At 65.8% G+C, this 17901-nt stretch carries 27 protein-coding genes; 15 read left to right on the top strand and 12 right to left on the bottom strand.

The features are described from left to right. Entirely contained in the window at positions 1 to 666 is a 666-nt protein-coding gene (locus KBY65_RS06430) for an SDR family oxidoreductase (protein WP_255000925.1), read from the top strand. A gap of 248 nt (positions 667 to 914) precedes the next feature. Here KBY65_RS06430 and KBY65_RS06425 read toward each other — a convergent pair whose 3' ends face one another. The 8 genes from KBY65_RS06425 to KBY65_RS06390 form a co-directional block, all read right to left on the bottom strand. After that, positions 915 to 1400, bottom strand: a complete 486-nt coding sequence (locus tag KBY65_RS06425; protein ID WP_094561227.1) for a nucleoside 2-deoxyribosyltransferase — start codon at positions 1398 to 1400, stop codon at positions 915 to 917. 17 nt (positions 1401 to 1417) lie between these two features. Beyond that, on the bottom strand, positions 1418 to 1825 hold the full coding sequence (locus tag KBY65_RS06420; RefSeq protein WP_315859682.1) for a phosphoribosyltransferase: 408 nt from the start codon (positions 1823 to 1825) through the stop codon (positions 1418 to 1420). Continuing rightward, positions 1825 to 2268, bottom strand: a complete 444-nt coding sequence (locus KBY65_RS06415) for a nuclear transport factor 2 family protein (protein ID WP_094561194.1) — start codon at positions 2266 to 2268, stop codon at positions 1825 to 1827. The genes KBY65_RS06420 and KBY65_RS06415 overlap by 1 nt, the downstream gene beginning before the upstream one ends. A 23-nt stretch (positions 2269 to 2291) precedes the next feature. Further along, positions 2292 to 2471 (bottom strand): DUF2256 domain-containing protein, encoded by a 180-nt coding sequence (locus KBY65_RS06410; protein WP_094561193.1) that lies wholly within the window; start codon positions 2469 to 2471, stop codon positions 2292 to 2294. Between the two features lie 16 nt (positions 2472 to 2487). Continuing rightward, positions 2488 to 3060: a pyridoxamine 5'-phosphate oxidase family protein gene (locus KBY65_RS06405; protein ID WP_255000924.1), complete on the bottom strand. Its 573-nt coding sequence runs from the start codon at positions 3058 to 3060 to the stop codon at positions 2488 to 2490. Next, positions 3047 to 4510, bottom strand: coding sequence for a glycosyl hydrolase family 57 (locus KBY65_RS06400; RefSeq protein ID WP_255000923.1), 1464 nt, complete (start codon positions 4508 to 4510; stop codon positions 3047 to 3049). Before KBY65_RS06400 ends, KBY65_RS06405 begins: the two co-directional genes overlap by 14 nt. A 97-nt stretch (positions 4511 to 4607) precedes the next feature. Further along, positions 4608 to 4883 carry a hypothetical protein gene (locus KBY65_RS06395; protein WP_094561190.1) on the bottom strand — a complete coding sequence of 92 codons (276 nt, stop codon included), beginning with the start codon at positions 4881 to 4883 and terminating at the stop codon, positions 4608 to 4610. Next, positions 4880 to 5131 carry a toxin gene (locus KBY65_RS06390; protein WP_255000922.1) on the bottom strand — a complete coding sequence of 84 codons (252 nt, stop codon included), beginning with the start codon at positions 5129 to 5131 and terminating at the stop codon, positions 4880 to 4882. The genes KBY65_RS06395 and KBY65_RS06390 overlap by 4 nt, the downstream gene beginning before the upstream one ends. A 64-nt stretch (positions 5132 to 5195) precedes the next feature. Here KBY65_RS06390 and KBY65_RS06385 point away from each other — a divergent pair, with 64 nt between their 5' ends. The 9 genes from KBY65_RS06385 (at position 5196) to KBY65_RS06345 (ending at position 10753) form a co-directional block, all read left to right on the top strand. After that, positions 5196 to 5477 (top strand): Nif11-like leader peptide family natural product precursor, encoded by a 282-nt coding sequence (locus KBY65_RS06385; protein ID WP_315860044.1) that lies wholly within the window; start codon positions 5196 to 5198, stop codon positions 5475 to 5477. A 29-nt stretch (positions 5478 to 5506) separates the two neighbouring features. Then, entirely contained in the window at positions 5507 to 5707 is a 201-nt protein-coding gene (locus KBY65_RS06380) for a hypothetical protein (RefSeq protein WP_094561188.1), read from the top strand. Continuing rightward, positions 5700 to 7037, top strand: a complete 1338-nt coding sequence (locus KBY65_RS06375; RefSeq protein WP_255000921.1) for a cytochrome P450 — start codon at positions 5700 to 5702, stop codon at positions 7035 to 7037. Before KBY65_RS06380 ends, KBY65_RS06375 begins: the two co-directional genes overlap by 8 nt. 155 nt (positions 7038 to 7192) lie before the next feature. Further along, complete coding sequence (locus KBY65_RS06370; protein ID WP_254987373.1) at positions 7193 to 7375, top strand: DUF4278 domain-containing protein; 183 nt, start codon at positions 7193 to 7195, stop codon at positions 7373 to 7375. Positions 7376 to 7982: 607 nt separating this feature from the next. Further along, entirely contained in the window at positions 7983 to 8660 is a 678-nt protein-coding gene (locus tag KBY65_RS06365) for a sigma-70 family RNA polymerase sigma factor (protein WP_255000919.1), read from the top strand. Positions 8661 to 8828: 168 nt separating this feature from the next. After that, on the top strand, positions 8829 to 9002 hold the full coding sequence (locus KBY65_RS06360; protein WP_255000917.1) for a hypothetical protein: 174 nt from the start codon (positions 8829 to 8831) through the stop codon (positions 9000 to 9002). Positions 9003 to 9056: 54 nt separating this feature from the next. Then, the gene (locus KBY65_RS06355) at positions 9057 to 9455 is read left to right on the top strand and encodes a LexA family protein (protein ID WP_254987376.1); all 399 of its coding nucleotides are present in this window, start codon (positions 9057 to 9059) and stop codon (positions 9453 to 9455) included. Between the two features lie 305 nt (positions 9456 to 9760). After that, positions 9761 to 10063: a hypothetical protein gene (locus tag KBY65_RS06350; RefSeq protein WP_255000916.1), complete on the top strand. Its 303-nt coding sequence runs from the start codon at positions 9761 to 9763 to the stop codon at positions 10061 to 10063. A 477-nt stretch (positions 10064 to 10540) separates the two neighbouring features. Next, entirely contained in the window at positions 10541 to 10753 is a 213-nt protein-coding gene (locus tag KBY65_RS06345; RefSeq protein WP_254987378.1) for a hypothetical protein, read from the top strand. Between the two features lie 74 nt (positions 10754 to 10827). On the opposite strand, the gene KBY65_RS06340 is transcribed toward KBY65_RS06345, so the two are convergent. Together KBY65_RS06340 and KBY65_RS06335 are read right to left on the bottom strand one after the other, a co-directional pair. After that, positions 10828 to 12015: an FAD/NAD(P)-binding protein gene (locus KBY65_RS06340; RefSeq protein WP_255000914.1), complete on the bottom strand. Its 1188-nt coding sequence runs from the start codon at positions 12013 to 12015 to the stop codon at positions 10828 to 10830. Continuing rightward, positions 12008 to 12418: a Fur family transcriptional regulator gene (locus KBY65_RS06335; protein ID WP_254996128.1), complete on the bottom strand. Its 411-nt coding sequence runs from the start codon at positions 12416 to 12418 to the stop codon at positions 12008 to 12010. The genes KBY65_RS06340 and KBY65_RS06335 overlap by 8 nt, the downstream gene beginning before the upstream one ends. A gap of 73 nt (positions 12419 to 12491) precedes the next feature. On the opposite strand from KBY65_RS06335, the gene KBY65_RS06330 reads away from it, so the two are divergent. After that, positions 12492 to 13475 carry a CobW family GTP-binding protein gene (locus tag KBY65_RS06330; RefSeq protein WP_255000913.1) on the top strand — a complete coding sequence of 328 codons (984 nt, stop codon included), beginning with the start codon at positions 12492 to 12494 and terminating at the stop codon, positions 13473 to 13475. 7 nt (positions 13476 to 13482) lie between these two features. Further along, the gene (locus tag KBY65_RS06325) at positions 13483 to 14583 is read left to right on the top strand and encodes a WD40 repeat domain-containing protein (protein WP_255000911.1); all 1101 of its coding nucleotides are present in this window, start codon (positions 13483 to 13485) and stop codon (positions 14581 to 14583) included. Here the strand turns inward: KBY65_RS06325 and yidD are convergent. Together yidD and KBY65_RS06315 are read right to left on the bottom strand one after the other, a co-directional pair. After that, positions 14550 to 14828, bottom strand: a complete 279-nt coding sequence (gene yidD / locus KBY65_RS06320) for a membrane protein insertion efficiency factor YidD (protein WP_255000908.1) — start codon at positions 14826 to 14828, stop codon at positions 14550 to 14552. The genes KBY65_RS06325 and yidD overlap by 34 nt on opposite strands. A 12-nt stretch (positions 14829 to 14840) precedes the next feature. After that, entirely contained in the window at positions 14841 to 15506 is a 666-nt protein-coding gene (locus KBY65_RS06315; protein ID WP_255000906.1) for an SgcJ/EcaC family oxidoreductase, read from the bottom strand. Positions 15507 to 15678: 172 nt separating this feature from the next. On the opposite strand from KBY65_RS06315, the gene KBY65_RS06310 reads away from it, so the two are divergent. Genes KBY65_RS06310 through hisI form a run of 3 tightly spaced genes read left to right on the top strand, consistent with a single transcriptional unit; the run spans position 15679 to position 17841 of the window. Next, positions 15679 to 16125, top strand: a complete 447-nt coding sequence (locus KBY65_RS06310) for a hypothetical protein (RefSeq protein WP_094560413.1) — start codon at positions 15679 to 15681, stop codon at positions 16123 to 16125. Beyond that, entirely contained in the window at positions 16118 to 17215 is a 1098-nt protein-coding gene (locus KBY65_RS06305) for a WD40 repeat domain-containing protein (protein ID WP_255000904.1), read from the top strand. Before KBY65_RS06310 ends, KBY65_RS06305 begins: the two co-directional genes overlap by 8 nt. Continuing rightward, positions 17212 to 17841 (top strand): phosphoribosyl-AMP cyclohydrolase, encoded by a 630-nt coding sequence (hisI, locus tag KBY65_RS06300; protein WP_255000901.1) that lies wholly within the window; start codon positions 17212 to 17214, stop codon positions 17839 to 17841. Before KBY65_RS06305 ends, hisI begins: the two co-directional genes overlap by 4 nt. The last annotated feature ends 60 nt before the right edge of the window (positions 17842 to 17901 follow it).

Here is a 17901-nt window from a genome sequence, read left to right as displayed (position 1 = left end):
TTGAAGACCTTCCTCGTCACCGGTGCCAACCGGGGCATCGGCCTGGAGTATTGCCGCCAGCTGCAGCAGCGGGGAGAGCAGGTGATCGCCGTCTGCCGCACCCCCTCACCTGAGCTGGAGGCACTGGGGGTGCGCATCGAGGCGGGGGTGGACCTCACCCGTGAGGCCGCTGTTGCCGATCTGGTGGATCGGCTGGCGGGCCTGCCGCTGGATGGGGTGATTCTCAACGCCGGCGTGCTGGAGGCCACCAGCCTCGAGCACCTGGATCCAGACAGCCTGCGGCGCCAGTTTGAGGTGAATGCCCTGGCACCACTGCGGCTCACTCACGCCCTGCTGCCCCAGCTGCAGCGCAGCTCGAAGCTGGTGCTGATGACCAGCCGCATGGGATCCATCGACGACAACACCTCCGGCGGCTCCTACGGCTACCGGATGTCGAAGGTGGCGTTGAACATGGCCGGCACATCGCTGGCGATCGACCTGAAGCCCCGGGGCATCGCCGTGGCGATCCTGCACCCCGGCCTGGTGCGCACCCGCATGATCAACTTCAACCCCCAGGGGATCAGCCCGGAGGAGTCGGTGCGCGGACTGCTGGCCCGCATCGATGCCCTCACCCTGGACAACTCCGGCAGCTTCTGGCATGCCAATGGAGAGCGGTTGCCCTGGTAAGGGGCTCCAGACCCTTCAGCAGCCGCAGCCCGTTGGCGATCACGCAGGATTGCTGCAGCACTGATCGGCAGGTTGGGGGCAGCTCCTCATGGGCTCTGGCGTCTTGCCTAAGACCATGTTGTTCAGGTCTGTCGTTATGGCTCAAACCACCACTCCCACCCCAACCCCGTTGCATGCCACGTCCCAGGAGGTGGCGATCCACATGATTGCCGCCGGTTGAGCGTGAACGAAGACGGCGAACCTGCGGATTAGCTGCCCCCGCCAGGTGCCGTCTGCTGCAACCAGCGCACCAGGGCCTTGCGGGGATCGCTGAGCTCGTCAATCGAGCCGTAGAGGGAATCCTGCCAACCGTGCTGCGGCAGGCCGCTGAACACCATCAGGTTGAGCGGATAGTCCTCCGAATCGCTGCAGCGGCGGAAATCGTCGCGATACAGAAACACCGGTTTGCCCAGGGCGATCGCCGCCCCCAGCTCCAGCATCACCCCCTCATCAGGAGGGGTTCCGTTGACGATCGCGAGCAAAGCATCAGCGTCGCGCACGTCCTGCAGGTCGGCCTGGGCCACCCGCCAGGCCCAGCCCTCCTGCGCCAGATCCACCTGGCCATTGCGGCTGAAGGGCTCCCACACCTCCAGCCCCAGGGCCTCGAGGGCGGTGATGAAATCCGGCAGCAACCGTTCGCGCCAGTGGGGCGAGAAGCCGTAGGGGGAGGCGAGGTAGAGGGTGGGGCTGGGCATCGCTGGCATCGCTGAGATCAGCTGCGCGAGCTGCGGTAGCGCTGCTCATCGGCGGCGGCGGCAGCCTGGGTTTCCCACGGAAACACAATCCAGTCGCTGGAGCTGGTCACCTCCACGGCATGCCACCACTGCGGTTCCGCCTTGCTGATCCACACCACCGCCTGGGCTTCGGGCAGCTGCCGGTGGGCCTCCAGGGTGAGGCCGGTCTCGTAGACATCGTCAACCAGCAAGCAACCAGGGCGGGCGTCAGCCAGCAAGGGCAGTGCCAGCCGGTGGCTCAGGGCCACCGCCAAGCACAGGCCACCGCGGGGAATGCCGTGAATACCGCTGAAGCGGCGCTCGGCGCAGCGGGCGGCGATGTGATCCACGGCGCGATCGAAATCGCTCCAGCTGAGCAGGCGCATGGTGCTGGTGCTGGCGCCCATCAGGCCACGAAGCGCTTGTAGAGCCAGCGCACGAAGCCGCCCACCAACGGCACCGGCGCAAAGGTGGGGCCAACGAAGTCGAAGTAGTCGCGATGGTCAACGATGCGGCCATCAGCCCCGAAGCGCAGCCGACTGGTGCCGGGATAGAGGAATTCGATCCCCTTGATCTTCAGGCCCATGCGCCATTCCACGAAGGCGGTGTCGCCATCAATGGCCACCGCATCGGCCTCCAGAAACACGTCATCGCAACGTTGCACCAGGCCCTGCTGGGCGGCGATGTAGGCATCCACGCCGTCTTTGCTCTGGGTGGGGTCTTCAAAGTGCACGGTTTCGGCGTACACCTGCCTCCACTGTTCAGCCGAGGGCGCGGCCACGCCATAGGGCTTGGTGAACAGCTGGCGCAGGCTGTCGTGGTTGAAGGGCGGGGTCAGGGGTGCGGACATATCAGGAGGGACAGGACTGGTGGTCATGATTGTGCTGCCGCATCAGGAGCCTGCCCTTCGGCACTAGGGGAGCTGCGGCGGCGACGGCAGCGGTCGGAGCAGTAACGCACCTCGTCCCACACGTCCTTCCACTTCTTGCGCCACTGGAAGGGGCGCTGGCACACGGGGCAGATCTTGGTGGGGCGGTCAGCGTGGTGGGGCATCGCAGAGGGGTAAGGGTCAGGGATTGAGGCGCTGCTCCGCCCAGCCATCCTCGCGGCACCAGCGGCGGCGGCGGTGGGGGTGGTTGGTGAGCTCCAGCAGCTCCACCTGCTCCAGACCGATGCGCAGCAGCTGGAAGCTGGTGGGGATCGGCAGCTCATCGCTGAGTTCGGCAGGGAAGCACGCCTCGGCTTCGAGCGGCTGGCCCGGGGCCGGCCAGCCCCAGAGCGCCCGGCCGCCCGGGGTGAGGCCCTGCCAGTGGCGTTGCCGCTCGCGGGCCTCCAGCTCCGCCGGAAGGTGCAGCACCGCGCCGCGCAGGCGGAACTGGCAGCGAGCCTTGGGCAGCAGCCAGCCCAGCTCAACCGCTGGCTGATGGTGCAGCTCAGCAGCCTTGGCGCTGCGGCCATCGGTGAGCAGATCCAGCTCCGTTGCGCCGGCCCAGCCGCGGAACACCAGGGTGCGCAACCGCGGCGTGCCGTCGGTCGCCACGCTGGCCAGCTGCAACCAGCGGGCCTGGGGGGAGCGCCCCTCCCGCTCGCGCGCCCCCCGCAACAGGGGCCGCCAGGGCGGCAGTGGATCAGCGCTGGCCATGGAGGGCGGCCTCACCCCGGCGGTGGATCTCCGTGGCGTAGTCGGTCCAGGTGCCCTGGCCCCAGTAGCGGAAGCAGCTGGTTTGGAGCAGCAGCAGCTGCAGCAGGGCCTCTTGATAGGGCGCCCTGCGGGTGACGGCGGGATCGGCCGCCACCAGGGCATCGAAACGCTGGTGAAAGCCAGCGCTGAGGCGGTTCATTGGCTCCAGCACGTTGGCGTAGCCCTCCACCCAGCTGAGGTTGTTGGTCCAGGAGGCACCGGCCATCGAGAAGCTGGAATCGCCGGCCTGGAGCTCGGCGATGGCGGCCTGCACGGACTCCGGGCTGGCTGGCCCATCCAGGTGTTGCCACAGCTTGTGCTGCTGCACCGCCTGGATCTGGGGGTAAGCCTCAGCTGTCACACCGCCAGCGTCCAGCAGTTCAAGGTATTCCGTGCCGTTGAGGGCCACCGTGCGCTCGCCTTCGCCGCCGCTGTCACCGGCCAGCTTGCGGTGCGCCTGGAGAAAGGCCTGAGGGAATTCGTTCATCATCACGCCGCCGTTTTCGCCATCAGCGATCTGGGACACGAGGGCGGGAATGGTGGTGTCGCCCAGCGGCATGCGCCCGAGGCTCAGGGCCTCGTAGCAGGGCTGCATCTGGCCCACCAGCTTGGTGTCGGAGCCCTGGGTTTTGATCAGGGTGGTGATGCTCACCGTGTCGCCGCTGGAGCTGCGTGCCACCAGCTGATTGGGGATGTACTTCTGCGCGTGGCTGAGGCCGGAGCCATCGAGGTTTTCGACGCTGTGTTCCTGCACCAGCAGCCAGCGGTAGCCGCACTCCCGCAGGGCCTTGACGAATTCATAGAGGGTGTCGGGGTGGTTGGGCAGGTGCATCTCCGGTGGTGAGAAGCCCTTCACCCGCTGCAGGGCCGCTTCACCAAACAGGGCGGCGAAATGCTGTTGCCAGGCCAGGATCTGCAGCTTCAGATCGGGGATCGGCGTGGAAGGAGCCACGGCGTGACTCCAAAAGGTGCCGAGCCACTCAACGTGGGGTTGCATGGTGGGATCGCAGGCCAGAAAGCGCAGCGCCTCGAGGATGTCGGCGCGGCCCATCTGCTCGAACCCCCAGAGCAAATTGCCGGAGTAATCGAGCATGATCCGCGGGTTGCAGCCCTCGCTGATCAGCTGGGGAATCAGCTCGGCGAGGCGCCGGTAGCACTGGGCGAAGGGTTCGGCGTTGTGGTTATCGCCCTCGCCGGGATGCTCGAGCATGTACTGCAGATGGGAGATCAGCTCCCCATTGGCCCCAGCTGGAATCGTGGGCTGGTGCATGTGCAGCGCACAGGCGAAGGCCGAGTGGATCTGCGCGAGATCGCGTCTGCCGGCGGGCAACAACACGGGCCGGTTCTGCTGCACCAGGGCCAGGATCTCGGCTTCTCGCCCGGCGATCGGCGGCAGAGCATTGGGATTCATCCAGATCAGACAGGCCAGCTGCCGCAGTCTGCAGGGAGCGGCGCGTCTGAACCTGGAGCAACCAGGGTTTTCGAGAAAATCGGCAGTTTTGGCAGGTTTACAGCGTTCCGCTGACGTATTTGTGCAGCACGCTGCTGATCAGGGTTTGGTACGGGATGCCCTCCTGCAGTGCACGCGTACGAAGAGCTTGCAGATCACCGCTTGAGATGCGGATGTTGATGCGCTGGTCTTTCAGGCCTGTTGCCTTGGCGGACTGACTGAGCTCTTGCAGCAGCTCTGGGCTGGATGTGCTGCGCAGGGCACCGGCTTCAAAATCGTTGAGCAGCTGGTGTTCCTCTGCATCCAGGCGAGGAGTGGCGGGAATCGTCTTCATGGTTCGGTTTGGTCGGTTTTTTCAGAGGTGTACTGCCGATGGGCCTTACGGCTGGGAATGATCGTTTTTAGAAAAAAATGCTCGTCGGTTTCCACAATGGGTACCAAGTGCACGTATCCCTCAAGGCGCACGATGAGGATCCGTTGGCCTGGGTAGCGCTGCGGGTTGGGATGCTCCAGCACATCCAGCAGATCTCCCCCCTCGATGGCGATGACGACAGCTTCGAAGCAGACTTGCCGCTCCACCATCAGCTGAGCATTTTTCTCAGGACTCCACGCGAAGGGCTTCATTTCACCAGCGTAGCGACTCTGTGTGCCTAATGTCCTCACCAAGGCTGCACTATGGTGGCTGCCTCAGGGGTTAGTGGTGACGCTCGAGCAGCTCAAACACTTCCTGGCCCGCGTGCAGCGTGATCCGGCCCTGAAGCGGCAGGTGGGAGACGCGATCACGGCCGATGAAGTGGCGCTGCTGGCCCAGGAGCTCGGCTTTTCGGTGTCTGGAAGCGACATCCTGCGCTTCTCCGGCCAGTCCGCCTCGGGCGTGCGGGTGCGTCGGATCGAGCATCCGGGCGAGTATCCCGGCCGGTATTACTGAATCCCGGGCTGTCGCCTGTGCACCACACCATGAGCCGCTACCAGATCCTCCGCGACGACGGCATCCGCGACGGCATCGCTGGTGAGCTGTTCACGAGCTACGGCGCAGCCCACGCAGTGCTGGAGCGGTACTACGCCGATCTGTGCTGCTCCGACGATCGGGAGTACTACCGGATTGAGGCTGTGGCCGACGAGCCTGGTGGAGCCTCCAAGGTGGAACACGATGGTTGACCTGCCTGCATCACCCCGGCCCCTGCCCAGCACCGGCGCCAGCACGGGCGCGCTGGAGGCCCTGGCGTTTTTCCGCGACGCAGACTTCGCCCAGCAGCGCTTTGAGCAGTTTGGCAACGTGTATGAAACGCGGCTGCTGGGCCAGCCGCTGGTGTTCATCCGCGGCGGCCGGGCAATCACCGATCTGCTGGCCCAGCCCGACGCCACCGAGGGCTGGTGGCCCGAGAGTGTGCGCCAGCTGCTGGGCAGCCGTTCGCTGGCGAACCGCAATGGCGCCGACCACCGCGCCCGACGGCGGGTGGTGGGGCAGTTGTTTTCGGCGGCGGCGCTGCGGCGGTACACCCCCACGATCGTGACGCTGGTGGAGGAGCTGGCCGCGGAGCTCAAGGCCGCCAACACACCGGTGCCGCTGGTGGCGCGCATGCGCCGCTTTGCCTTCACGGTGATCGCCACGGTGGTGCTGGGGCTGGAGGGCGACGACCGCGACGCCTTGTTTGCCGACTTTGAAATCTGGACCCGCGCCCTGTTTTCGATTCCGATTGCGCTGCCCGGCAGCCCCTTTTCCCGAGCGCTGCAGGCCCGCAGCCGCTTGTTGGCACGCCTGGCCGGGGTGCTGGAGCGGGCCCGCCAGCAAGTGGCGGAGGGAGAACCCCTGGCCGGTGGCCTGGATCTGCTCAGTGGCGGCCTCGATGAAGCAGGCCTGCCGCTCACCGACGACGACCTGGTGGAGCAGTTGCTGCTGCTGCTCTTCGCCGGCTACGAAACCACCGCCTCCTCCTTGAGCTGCCTGATGGCGGCGCTGCTGCAGCACCCGGAGGTACTCCCCTGGCTACACGCCGAGCTCGATGGCCTGAGCTTGCCGTTGGCCGAGCAGGAGGCCACACCACGGCTTTCGGCCGTGGTGCAGGAGGTGATGCGGCTTAACCCGCCGGTGGGCGGCTTCTTCCGCCGCACCACCCGCGACTTGGTTCTCGATGGCGTGCTGGTACCGGCGGGCCGGGTGGTGCAGGTGGCCCTGGCCGCCTCCAACCGCTTCAGCAGCGCTGCCGACGGCGGATTTGATGGTGGTGCCGGCGGCGACGATCTGGAGCAGTTCCGCCCGGAACGCCATCTCAATGGTGATAGCGGGCTCACCCTGCTGCCCTTCGGCGGCGGCGAGCGGGTGTGCCTGGGCAAGGCCCTGGCCGAACTGGAAATCCGCCTGATGGCAGTGGGCCTGCTGCGGCAACTGACCCTGCAGCTGGAGCCGGATCAGGACCTCAGCCTGCAACTGATCCCCAGCCCCAGCCCGCGAGATGGCTTGCTGGTGCGGGCTGAGCCCAGGAGCTGAACCGCACCCCTTTGCAACGAAACGGAAGCAATCCGGTGGATCATGTGGTATCAACCGCTACCAAGCGCTTAAATAGAGATACGTTGATCCACCCAGCGGTGGATGCAGATCGTTCCGCGCCAGGCAACGGGGACGCGGACACTGTGGAGAGCGTGATGAACGTGCTCGAACTGATCCGCACCCGGATCCTCAAGGCCCAGCGTCTCGATGACGCCCAATACCTGATGGCCAAGTCCTACCGGGGGGTTCCCTACGTGGATGCCCACCACGACGAGCCCAAGCCCGGCGAGGTGACCAAGCAACTCACCTACCGCGGCCACCACTACGCCCACCACTGATCGGCTGAGCTTTCAGCCGATCAGGAATCACAGGGGGGCCGCAAGGCCCCCTTTTTTGCGCCGAATGCTCAGCGCAGATCGGTGTCGGCAGTGATCGCCCGCCGCCCTTTGACGATTGCGTTGATACGGCTCTCCGGTACGCCGATCGCCAGCGCAAGGGTTCCGTAGCCCAGCCGGATCTATCGGTCCATCGGGTGCTCCACTCCAGCAGCGCAGTGGCCCGCCGAGCCAAGGAGCCTGGCTCCTTGGTGTACGAGGCCATGAGCGAGGGTGTTTTACGCGATGGCCAGGCCTGAAGCGCTGAGGCTGCAAGATCCCGTTTCGGTGCGGCCTCATCCTTCTGGATAGAAGTCACAGCACTGCGCTCAAGCAGACGTCCGCTGCTCCAGCCGACGGCGACGCGCACCGCCGAGGTCAAGTGCCTCGAGCACGGACTCGCCGGCATCGAAACGTTGATCGAAATCAGAACTGTTCATAGAGCTCCACCTCTTCTGGTCTGGACCGCCGAACGGAAATCAATCGGATGCACTGGTCGCGGTAGGTGATCACGGCCAGTCCTCACGCCGCGTCAAGGATCGGGCCATGCGCCCTCCTGTATCGGGCGTCCTTGTCGCCGCGCTGCGGCCGGCCGGTGGGGGTGGGGTTCTCCGCCGTCCCCCAGATGGCTTCCCCGCTTTCCCCCTCCCGCCGCCAGAAGCCGGCTCAAGCCCTCAGCCGCTCTGCTCTCAAGGCCCGCAATGCCTTGGTGCTGGAGCACCTGCCCCTGACCGATTCCATCGCTGCCAAGGTGGCCTGGCGCTTCTTCCCGCTTGTTGATCGGGAAGATCTGATCCAGGTGGCCCGGGAGGCCCTGCTTCTCTCAGCTCCCAGCTGCCGCGCCGGCGAGCCTGCAGCTCCCTATCTCCGCCGCTGCATCAGCGGGGCCCTGCAGCATCACCTGCGCGATCGGGTCCGCCTGGTGCGGGTGCCCAGGCAGGTTCACGAAGCAGGTGATTGCCCCCTGGGCCACAGCAGCCTGGATGCCAGCTTCGATGGCGAGCCGTGCCTGCTTGATCAGCTGGCCGCTCCAGAGCCCGAGGCAGCTGATGGGAATTGCGCCGATGGGCTGGCGCTGGAGCAGCTTGTGGAGCAGCTCCCCGCTGCCCAGGCGATGGCCCTGCGGCTCACGATCCTCGAGGGCCTCTCGCTGCGGGCTGCAGCCGAGCGGCTGGAGATCAGTGCCATGTCGGTGCAGCGGGCTCAGCGAAAGGCCCTTGCCGCCCTGCGCCAGCAGTTAGCGGCCTAGCGGCCGGCGCCAGGCGCCCTGCTGCAGGCCCGGTTGATCCGGGCCTGGCTCCATCCACTCGCTCCCGCACGGGATTGCGCTGCGGCCCCATCAACGCTTAGCCAGGGTTTCTACGGTGCGGCAAAGGCCCCAGACCTTAAGCATCCCGCCACCGGCGATCTGATCGTGTTGGCGGAGGGTGAGCAGCTCTGGCGGATCGACTGGCCTGGCAACCCCGTGCTGGTCGTCACCAAGAGCGGGCCCGATGGCAAGGCCCTCTACCGGCTGGCCGACCCGAGATGCAAAACCTGGAACAAGGTCGGCGACATGCGGCTGGTCCCCTGGCCGGATGCCACCAGCTGAGCCGGGCCGCGCCACCAGGAGTAGAACGGCTGTACTGCTACTGATGGCTTGATGTTGGCCGACCTGCCCATTGGCGAGCCTGTGCCGTGCCGACAGGGCTCACTGGAGGAGGACCTTGATCTCCACGCCGTCCTGGTGCCCAACCCGGTCTGCACCTTCTACATGCGGGTCAGCGGTAATGCCATGCGCCAGCACGGGATTCAGGACGGCGACCTGCTGGTGATCGACCGCAGTGTCGAGCCAAGATCTGGCCATGTCGTCGTCGTGGCCCACCAGGGCTGCTTCCTGTTGCGGCCCCTGCGGCGTCAGGGCGAGCAGTGGTGGCTGGAGCCGCTGCGACCAGGCGAGGCGGCGATTCCGCTGGATCTGGACAGCTTTGATCGCTCAGGTCTCTTTGGGGTAGCGGTGCATGCCGTGCATCACCTTGGCAAGAAGCGGCTGAGAAAAATCTGAGCTTGGGTGATCAGGGAAGCAAGCCGACTCAAACAACCGAAGTTCGAATGTTGGATCGCTCCGCGCTTCCACCCGCTTGCTCCCGCTCGGGGATTCCAGCTCTGCGCTCAACAGGCTGCAAACCCGGCCTGGCTCCACCCGTTCGCGCCTGCTCAGGGGTGCCGCTGCAACCAAAACAGCCCCAGACCTTGATCCCCTGGGTTGTCCACCAGTGGCTTGCTCCGGGCTTCCTCAGTCTGAGGCATTCCTGCGTCATGCCTCGGCTTCTGGAAGTCCCTTCGCTGCGCCCGATGGCGCAGAAGATCATGGCTTCTCTTTCAGCTACCGCTTCACCGTTCTGCCGTCCAGAAGAAGATCCGTTCCTGCTGCTCGAATCCACGCTCCGCTCGATTGAGGTGGTGCTGATGCTGCGGCGCGATCTGCCGCTGCGCCACACCTGGATCGAGCAGCCCTATGGAGAGGAGGAAATCACCCTCTTAGAAGAAGAGGTGCTGCCAGCCATCCGCCAGTGCCTGGCCCGCGTTGATGAGCTCGATGAGCGGCTGCTAGCACAGCAGGAGCTGCTGCATCGCTGCACGCTCGAGGTCCAGAGGCACGCCCTGGTCTAGGGCCCAGGGCCCAAAAGCTCAGGCCCTGCCGGGGGCCTAGTCCCGGCTTTCTTTCCCCTGTTGACCCACTGGAGTTCAGGGTCAGTAGTGGTGCACCGCAGGGGAGAGCACTTCCCAGATGGTTCGCCCAGGGGCCAGCACCCAGATCAGGTCCTGGGCTGGTAGTGCCGCAGCGTCAAGGCCAAGGCGAGCGCCCGTTTGGCTGCGCAGCGGGCGGCCTTGACCCGGCGGCTGGATGAGCGCGGGAGGGGGGCGTTTTTTCTCCTTCCTGCGATGCAAGCCACTTCCAAGCTGCTCCGCTCCAGCAGCACCAGGCAGCGCAAGCCGGCTCCGGCCGTTCAGCAGCTGCCCCATCCCACCCCTGGCGGCAAGGATCAGGCCGGGCCGCGGTTTCAGCCAGCGCACCTCGGTGCGACGCGGTCCTTGCCTCCTGGAGCAAGCCAGGGCCTGACGCGAGTGTCCCTCGCCTTCCTCGTGATGGCCACCTCTTTTCCCCGCTACAAAATCCGCCAGCTAGCGGTATGCGTCTATCCCGGCGGGATCAAGGCGCCCGATGCCGAGCGCATCACGGTCTTCTGTGACCGTCACGGTCACCCCGTAAAGAAGCCCCGCTTCATTCCGGCGCAGCTGGTCCATCAGCTGGCCCGCGACCTCCAGGCCCGGCGCCTCGGCACCGTGGCGGTGCTCTGAGGCCCTGGGGCTCCGGCCCCTTGCCCCGGTGGGTCTGCGGGCCCTCGGGGCTTTTCGCTACTGGTTGGAGCTGATCACTGTTTGATCACGGCCCGGCAGATGCGCTGGGCTGCCTCCCGTCCGCCGAACAGATTCCGGGCAGCAGGGCCGATTTGCAGGGCGCTGAGACCACCCATCACATGCACGGCGCTGCCTGGCCAGCTCAGGTCGGCGGCGAGCACGGGCCAGTCATTCACCAAGTCGATCGGACGCTGCTGTTGAAGCTGCCGCAACAGCGGCTGCTGGCTGACGCCCTGGCGGTGCCCTGTGGCGAGCCAGATCCGATCGACCTCAAGCCCATGGCCATCGGTGCAGCGCACAGACCAGTGACTGGCGCACCATCGCGCTGAATGCACCTCGCAGTGTTCGTGAAGCTGAAGCGCGCCTCCTCGTTGGGCCTGCCTTAGCTGGGCGGCCGTTTCCGGGGTGATGGAGCCACCGTCGCGGGCCTCCAGCACCTGCCGATGACGCCGCTGCATGCAGGGTTCGGCATGAAAGGCCTTGAGGTATTTGGGCCCGAGCCAGCCTGGATCGGCATCGAAGGACTTGTGCTTCAGGGTCCGGCGACAGAGCAGATGCACCAGCGCACCCCGCCGCAGCGCGCCCAGGGCCAGATGGGCACTGGTGAGCCCGCCGCCCACGATCAGGATCCGTTGGCTCTGCAGTGAGTGCAGCGACGGGAGATGGATCCTGTCGCTGTGCTGCAGGGCTTCTGGCGGATGGTTGCCAGAAATGGCCCCGGCCCAGAAGGGCAACTGAGGCGTTCCGCTACCTGTGGCGATCACAAACCTGCCGGCGGTCATGGTTGAGCCATCGCTCAGTGCCAGCTGCATCTGGCCGCTTCCCACCTGGGGAAGCCGGATGCGCTCCACACTCGCGGCCAGCACACCCTCATTCAGCTGGTACTCGCTGATGACCTGGCGGCAGAAGTCCCCAAAGAGACCGGTGTGGGGGAGGCCATAGGGACCCTCCAGCTGGCGGTTGCGCTGCTGCAAGTGCGCAAAGTTCCTCAGGGCATGGGGGTTCGGATGGGGGTGATGGGGCGAGGGTGAGCGCAGCCATGGAATCTCGTAGCACTCCATCTGCTGTTGCCAGCGGGTCAGCCAGGTGCCGCTGGGATCAACAATTCGCAGTCGGCGCCGCCATCTGGGGCGCTTCTGCAGCAACAGACAGCAGAGGGTGAGAGCCTGGGGACCGGCGCCGACAATCACTAGGTCAGCCATCCAGCCCAACCTCGACTTGCTGGCAGCGGCTGCAGAGTCCGTGGATTTCGAAGGTGTGAAACAACGGCCTAAACCCCTGCAGCAGCACCGCATTCAGGCCCAGGCTGCTAGTGCCAAGGGGGCAGAGCGGCAAGGGCTGGCTGGAGCCGCACTGCACACAGATCAGGTGATGCTCGTCACGTTCCAGCGGGGCGTAGACGGTTTCGCCGCTGGAGAGCTTGCGGCAGCGCACCAGGCCGGCCTGCTGCAGCAGTTTGAGCCCCCGATACACGGTGGCCAGCCCCGTGCCTTGTTGGGCATCCCTCAACCGCTGATGCAGCTCCTGGGCGCTTAGTTCGCCTTCCGCCAGCCGGAGCAGCTGGAGCAGACGCTGCTGTCTGGGGAGGGGAATCGTGGAAGCCATCGGCACTGACCCGGGCTGCCGCCGCTGCTAGAACGACAACCATTCTCACTCTTGGGCCCGACCCAGCCTGGCCATGGCCTTCTCCAGCCCCGTTCCCGCCGCCGAGCGCCTGCCAGTGACCGTGCTCACCGGTTACCTCGGTGCCGGCAAGACCACCCTGCTGAACCGGATCCTCACCCACGAGCACGGCCTCAAGGTGGCGGTGATCGTCAACGAGTTTGGCGAGGTGGGCATCGACAACCAGCTGGTGGTGGATGCCGATGAGGAGATCTTCGAGATGAACAACGGTTGCATTTGCTGCACCGTGCGCGGTGATCTGATCCGGATCATCGGCAACCTGATGAAACGGCGCGACCGCTTTGACCATCTGGTGATCGAAACCACCGGCCTGGCTGATCCAGCCCCGGTGATCCAGACCTTCTTTGTGGATGAAGACCTGCGCGATGAGCTGCGGCTCGATGCGGTGGTGACGCTGGTGGATCTCAAACACGTGGAGCAGCACTGGGATACGGAAGAGGTGCAGGAGCAACTGGCCTTTGCCGACGTGCTGGTGCTCAACAAGGCCGATCTGGTGAGCGACGCCGAGCGCGCTGCAATCGAGCGGCGCGTGCGCGCCATCAACCCCGTGGCTCGCTTGCTCACCAGCCACAACGCGGAGGTGCCGATGCAGGAGCTGCTGGGGGTGGAAGCCTTCGAGCTGGAGCGGGCCCTGAGTCTCGATCCGGGCTTTTTGGTGGATGAGCACGCCCATGAGCACGACGATGCCGTGGGTTCTGTGGCCCTAGTGGAGGAGCGGCCCATGGATATGGAGAAGTTGGGTAGCTGGATCTCGGAGCTGGTGAGCAGCCGCGGGCCGGATCTGTTCCGCATGAAGGGCATCATCCAGCTGGCTGGCAAGGATGAGCGCTATGTGCTGCAGTCGGTCCACATGCTGGTTGATGGCGATTTCGATCGCCCCTGGAAAGCCGGTGAGCGGCGCCGCAGCGAATTTGTAATCATCGGCCGCAATCTCGATGCTGAGGCCCTGCGAGCCAGCTTCCTGGCGTGTGTGGCCTGAGCAGGCGATGGCTCAGGCAACCCTGGAGAGCGAACGGCTCTGCGGTGATCTGCAGCAGCCGATCTCGGCGATGGCCTGGTCGGTTGATGGTGAGTTTCTAGCCATCACCAGCACCGGTGGTGAATTGCTGCTGCTCGATTTCCGCGCCGGCTGTGAGGAGCTGCTGCGGGGCGACCATGACAGCAGCCTTGACGTGGTGGGTTTCAGCGGCAATGGCCAGTTCCTAATGGCCGCTGGCCAGGCCGGCGAGCTGCTTCTCTGGGAGCTAGGTGGCACTGGAGTGCGGCCGCTGGCCATGGATCCCATCCCGCTGGGCAGCGGCTGGATCGATGCGGCGGCCTGGCAGCCGGGTGGTTTGCTGCTGGCAGTGGCGGCCGAGCGCGAGCTGCGGCTCTGGGATGGGGCCGCTCGTCAGTGGCTTGATCCACCGCTGGAATTGCCTGGAACCATCCAGGCCCTGGCCTGGAGCGCCGATGGGGTGCAACTGGCTGCCAGCTGCCACGGTGAGCTGGTGCTCTGGCAGCCATGTCTGAGCTCGCCGTCGGATCCGCCGCTGCGCCATGCCATCGCATCTGCGGGTCTTGCCCTGGCTTTTTCAGGGCCGGGTCACCAGCTGGCCTGCGGGATGCTGGATCGCTCCTTACTGGTGTGGCCGCAGGGCTGCCAAGGCCAGCCCTGGCAGTTCAGCGGTTTCCCCGCCAAGGTGCGCCAGCTGGCCTGGAGCGAGCAGCCCGGCCGCCTGGCCCCGCTGCTCGCTAGTTCTGCCGCAGAGGCCGTGATCCTGTGGACGCAGGTGAAACAGGGGGCCAAGGCCTGGCAACCCGAACAGTTGCTGTGGCACGAAAAACGCGTCAATGCGCTGGCCTTTGCGCCCGGCAGCACCCTGCTGGCCAGTGCCTCCAGCGACGGCACTGTGGCGCTCTGGGATGGGCGGGGTCAGCTGATGCAGCCCATCGAGGGGCAGGGCAGCGGCTTCAACGCTCTGGCCTGGCGAGCGGATGGACGGCATCTGGCCGCCGGCGATGCCAACGGGCGCTGGTGGTTGTGGCCGGTGGCGGTGCCGGCGCGTGAGCGTCAGCGCAGTTCCTCCGGCAGCGGCTTTGGCTGATCCGCACCAGGTGGCACCGGGTCGTAGCCACCAGGGTGAAACGGGTGGCAGCGACCCAGCCGGCTGAGCGCCAGCCAACAGCCCCGCCAGGGTCCATGGATCTCAATTGCTTCGATCGCGTATTGAGAGCAGCTGGGGGTGAAGCGGCAATTCGGCCCCAGCAGCGGGCTGATCAGGATCTGATAGCCACGGATGAGCAGCAACAGCAGCTGCCCCAGCCACGTACGCAAGGGTGACGTCACCATCAGTCGCGCGTGTCAGTCAGCCGATTCGGGCTGTAACGAGGAGTGATGATGCGAGATCTTCCACTCCCCGTCCTCGAAGACGTAGATAAAGCTGTAGCGCGCTTCCGCGCTGCTGCCATCGGCAAACCGAAAGGTGTAGAGCCCCGCATCCTGAAGCATGTTGCAGCCAATCAGGATTTCCCGCTGGCTGATTTCGCCATGGGGGCTCTTCTGTAAAAAGTGACTGAAGTAATCCACGATGCTGTCGTGGTCGGTGCGCGGTTCATCCGAGAGCGTGGGAAGCAGCAGCGCATCACGGCTGTACAGGCGCGCCACCTGCTTCGGATCCTGGCTCAGCAACGCCTTGTTCCAGCGTTCGAACAACAACTGAACGTCGCTCTGACTGATCAGGGCGCAGCCGCTGGGTCCCTTGTCCGGCAGCGACGGCTGGCGTGCCTCCAGTACTTCAACCTCCAGCCAGATCAGGCCGTTGCGAGACAGCCAGGGATGGCCCTCCAGAATGGGTGGCCGCTCGCGAGGCCCCAGGCGCCAACGCCTCAGCGTGCCGGGCTTCATGGAGGCCAATTCCTTTTCCAGCCAGGGGGGCAGGACGCCCTGGCCCACTGCCAAGGAGAGCAGCTGCCGTTCCGTTCGCCGCCCGCCTCGCAGTTCGCCGGCCTGCAACGCCACGGTCAGCACCGGCGCTGATCCTGTAATAGCGCTAGGGCCTTGCCCCTGGCATGAGGGAACCACTTGCTGCATCGCCGGGACCGACCCGAATCAGCGCGGTACTCTATGAGAACGATTCTCGTTCCTTCGTGAGAACCGTGCCACTGCCCCTGCGACGAGGGTCTGACCCATTGCTGATCTGATGACCTTGGATGGGCGGGACTTTGCTGAGCAGGACCCCTGGGAGCAGGAACCCTCAGCTGAAGAGCAGGCACGGTTCGATCGGCTCCACGATGGGTTGCTGCGCCGCCGGGGCAGCCTGAGGGGGCAGCAGGAGCAGCTCTGGGCCTGCATCCAGGCGATGCAAAGCCTGACGACGGCCGTTGTGCAGCAACTGGCCAGCGAGCCACCCTCTCTGGAGCGGCGGATCATCGGCCGGCAGCAGGTTCTGAGCGATCTGCGGGTGCTGCAGGCGTGGCTGCTCTCGGTGGAGGTTCTGCTCGAGCGCACCGGCCAGGTGGAGTGGCCGCCGATGGTCGAGCACCTGGCCCGAGAGCTGGTCGGCGAACTGGCCCCCGATCCCCACGACGCGCGTCGCTGGCAGCTGAATCAATTGCTGGAGCACAGCACGATGAGCCGTGATGACTGAATGCTCAGGTCTGGCGGAGCCGACGACCAAGGGGCCGGTGAGCCAGCAGCTTCGCGGCACTATTCAGGGCTGCGTCACTGGCTTGGCCTGGAGACCCCGGGCAGCCCAATTGGCTGTCGCCAGCTCATCTGGAGACTTCATCCTCGTTGATTTCACCGCTGGCGTGGATTGGCCCCTGCACGAAGCCGGTGAAACTGCTGCTCAGGGCTTTGACGCCCTGGGGTTCTCCAGCTGTGGCCGCTGGCTTGCCGCGGGCGGCGAATCTGGCGCGCTTTCGCTTTGGTGCCTGGACGGTGAGGTGCCGCTGCAGGTCACCGTGCCGGCAGTCGGGGGCTGGATCGATCAGCTGGCCTGGCAGCCGGCTGGCCCCCTGTTGGCCGTGGCTAGGGGATCAGAACTCTGGATCTGGCACAGCGAGGACAAGGTCTGGTTGCCGCCGCTGTGCAGCCCGGGAGGCGCGGTGATGGCCCTGAGCTGGAGCCCTGCGGGCGACCAATTAGCGGTGGGCACCGGCCAGGGCGTGTGGATCTGGAGCCTGCCACTGGGATCAGCGCGTACACCACGGCCCCAGCAGCTGGCAACGGGCTCGGCCGTGCTGCAGCTGGTGTGGGGCGTGGATCCGCCTTGGCTGGCGGCGGGCCTCGTGGATCGGCGCCTGGTGCTGTGGCGAGATCTGCAGCAACCCATGCTTGGCGTCGGTGACCTTCCCGGCAAGATCCACGCCCTGGCGCTGGGGCGATGGCCCAACGGGCAGAACGTGCTGCTTGTGGCGGCCGCAGAAGCCGCCGTCCTGTGGTCTGGTCATGGAGATGACCTGGAGGACTGGAACGCCGTGCTGCTGCCCTTTCATCTGGATCGGATCGCGGCGCTGGCCTGTGGTCCTGTCGAGGCCCCGATCGTCACGGCTTCACGGGATGGCACCGCGGCTCTCTGGAGCGAAGCCGGCTCCCTGCTGCAGGTGCTCGAACTCGATGGCCAGCCGCTCACCAGCGTGGCCTGGCGATTCGATGGCCAGGCCCTGGCCGCTGGCGGAGACGAGGGTGGTTGGGTGCTGTGGCCCCTCGATCCAGGCGAGGAGGCCAGGCCATGAACGCGAGTGATCAGTGGCCCGTCGCCTGCATCCACCACCTGCGTTTCAACAGCGATGGCTTGATCCCTGCCATCGCCCAGGACTGGCTCGATGGTGCGGTGCTGATGCTCGCGTGGATGAACCGGGCCTCGCTGCTAGCAACGTTTGAGACCGGCCAGGTGCACTACTGGAGTCGCTCGCGCCAGGAGTTGTGGCACAAGGGAGCCACCAGTGGTCACCTCCAGCTGCTGCGGGGGTTTCGCTACGACTGCGATGCCGACGCCCTCCTGCTGAGCGTCGAGCAGGTTGGCGATGTGGCCTGCCATACCGGGGCGAGGGGTTGCTTCTACGAGACCGGTGCCACCCCAACAGGAGGTGGTCCGGCGGCACTCGCTCCACCGGCGGATGCCCTCAGTGATCGTGCGCACCAGCGCCTGCTGGATCTGGTCGCCAGCCCCGTTCAGGAGCCGCTAGCGAAGCTGCATCAGGCAACTGAAGCGCTTGCTCAGCAATGGCAGCGGCCACCAGGGACGGATGACCTGGCCTGCGCCCTGGCGCTGTTGGATGCCCTGCAGGACAGCCTGGGCGCACGCGGTATCCCATGGCGCGAACTGCTGTGGCAGGCCCGCCGATCACCGCTAGAGTGAGAATGGTTCTCATCCTTGGCGGCCCGCTGTCGCCCTGGTTGCCTCCTGTCTCCGTCTTAT

It is taken from the genome of Cyanobium sp. Alchichica 3B3-8F6, from assembly GCF_024346435.1.
Lineage (GTDB): Bacteria > Cyanobacteriota > Cyanobacteriia > PCC-6307 > Cyanobiaceae > Cyanobium_A.
This window is presented reverse-complemented; position numbering and strand designations above follow the sequence as displayed.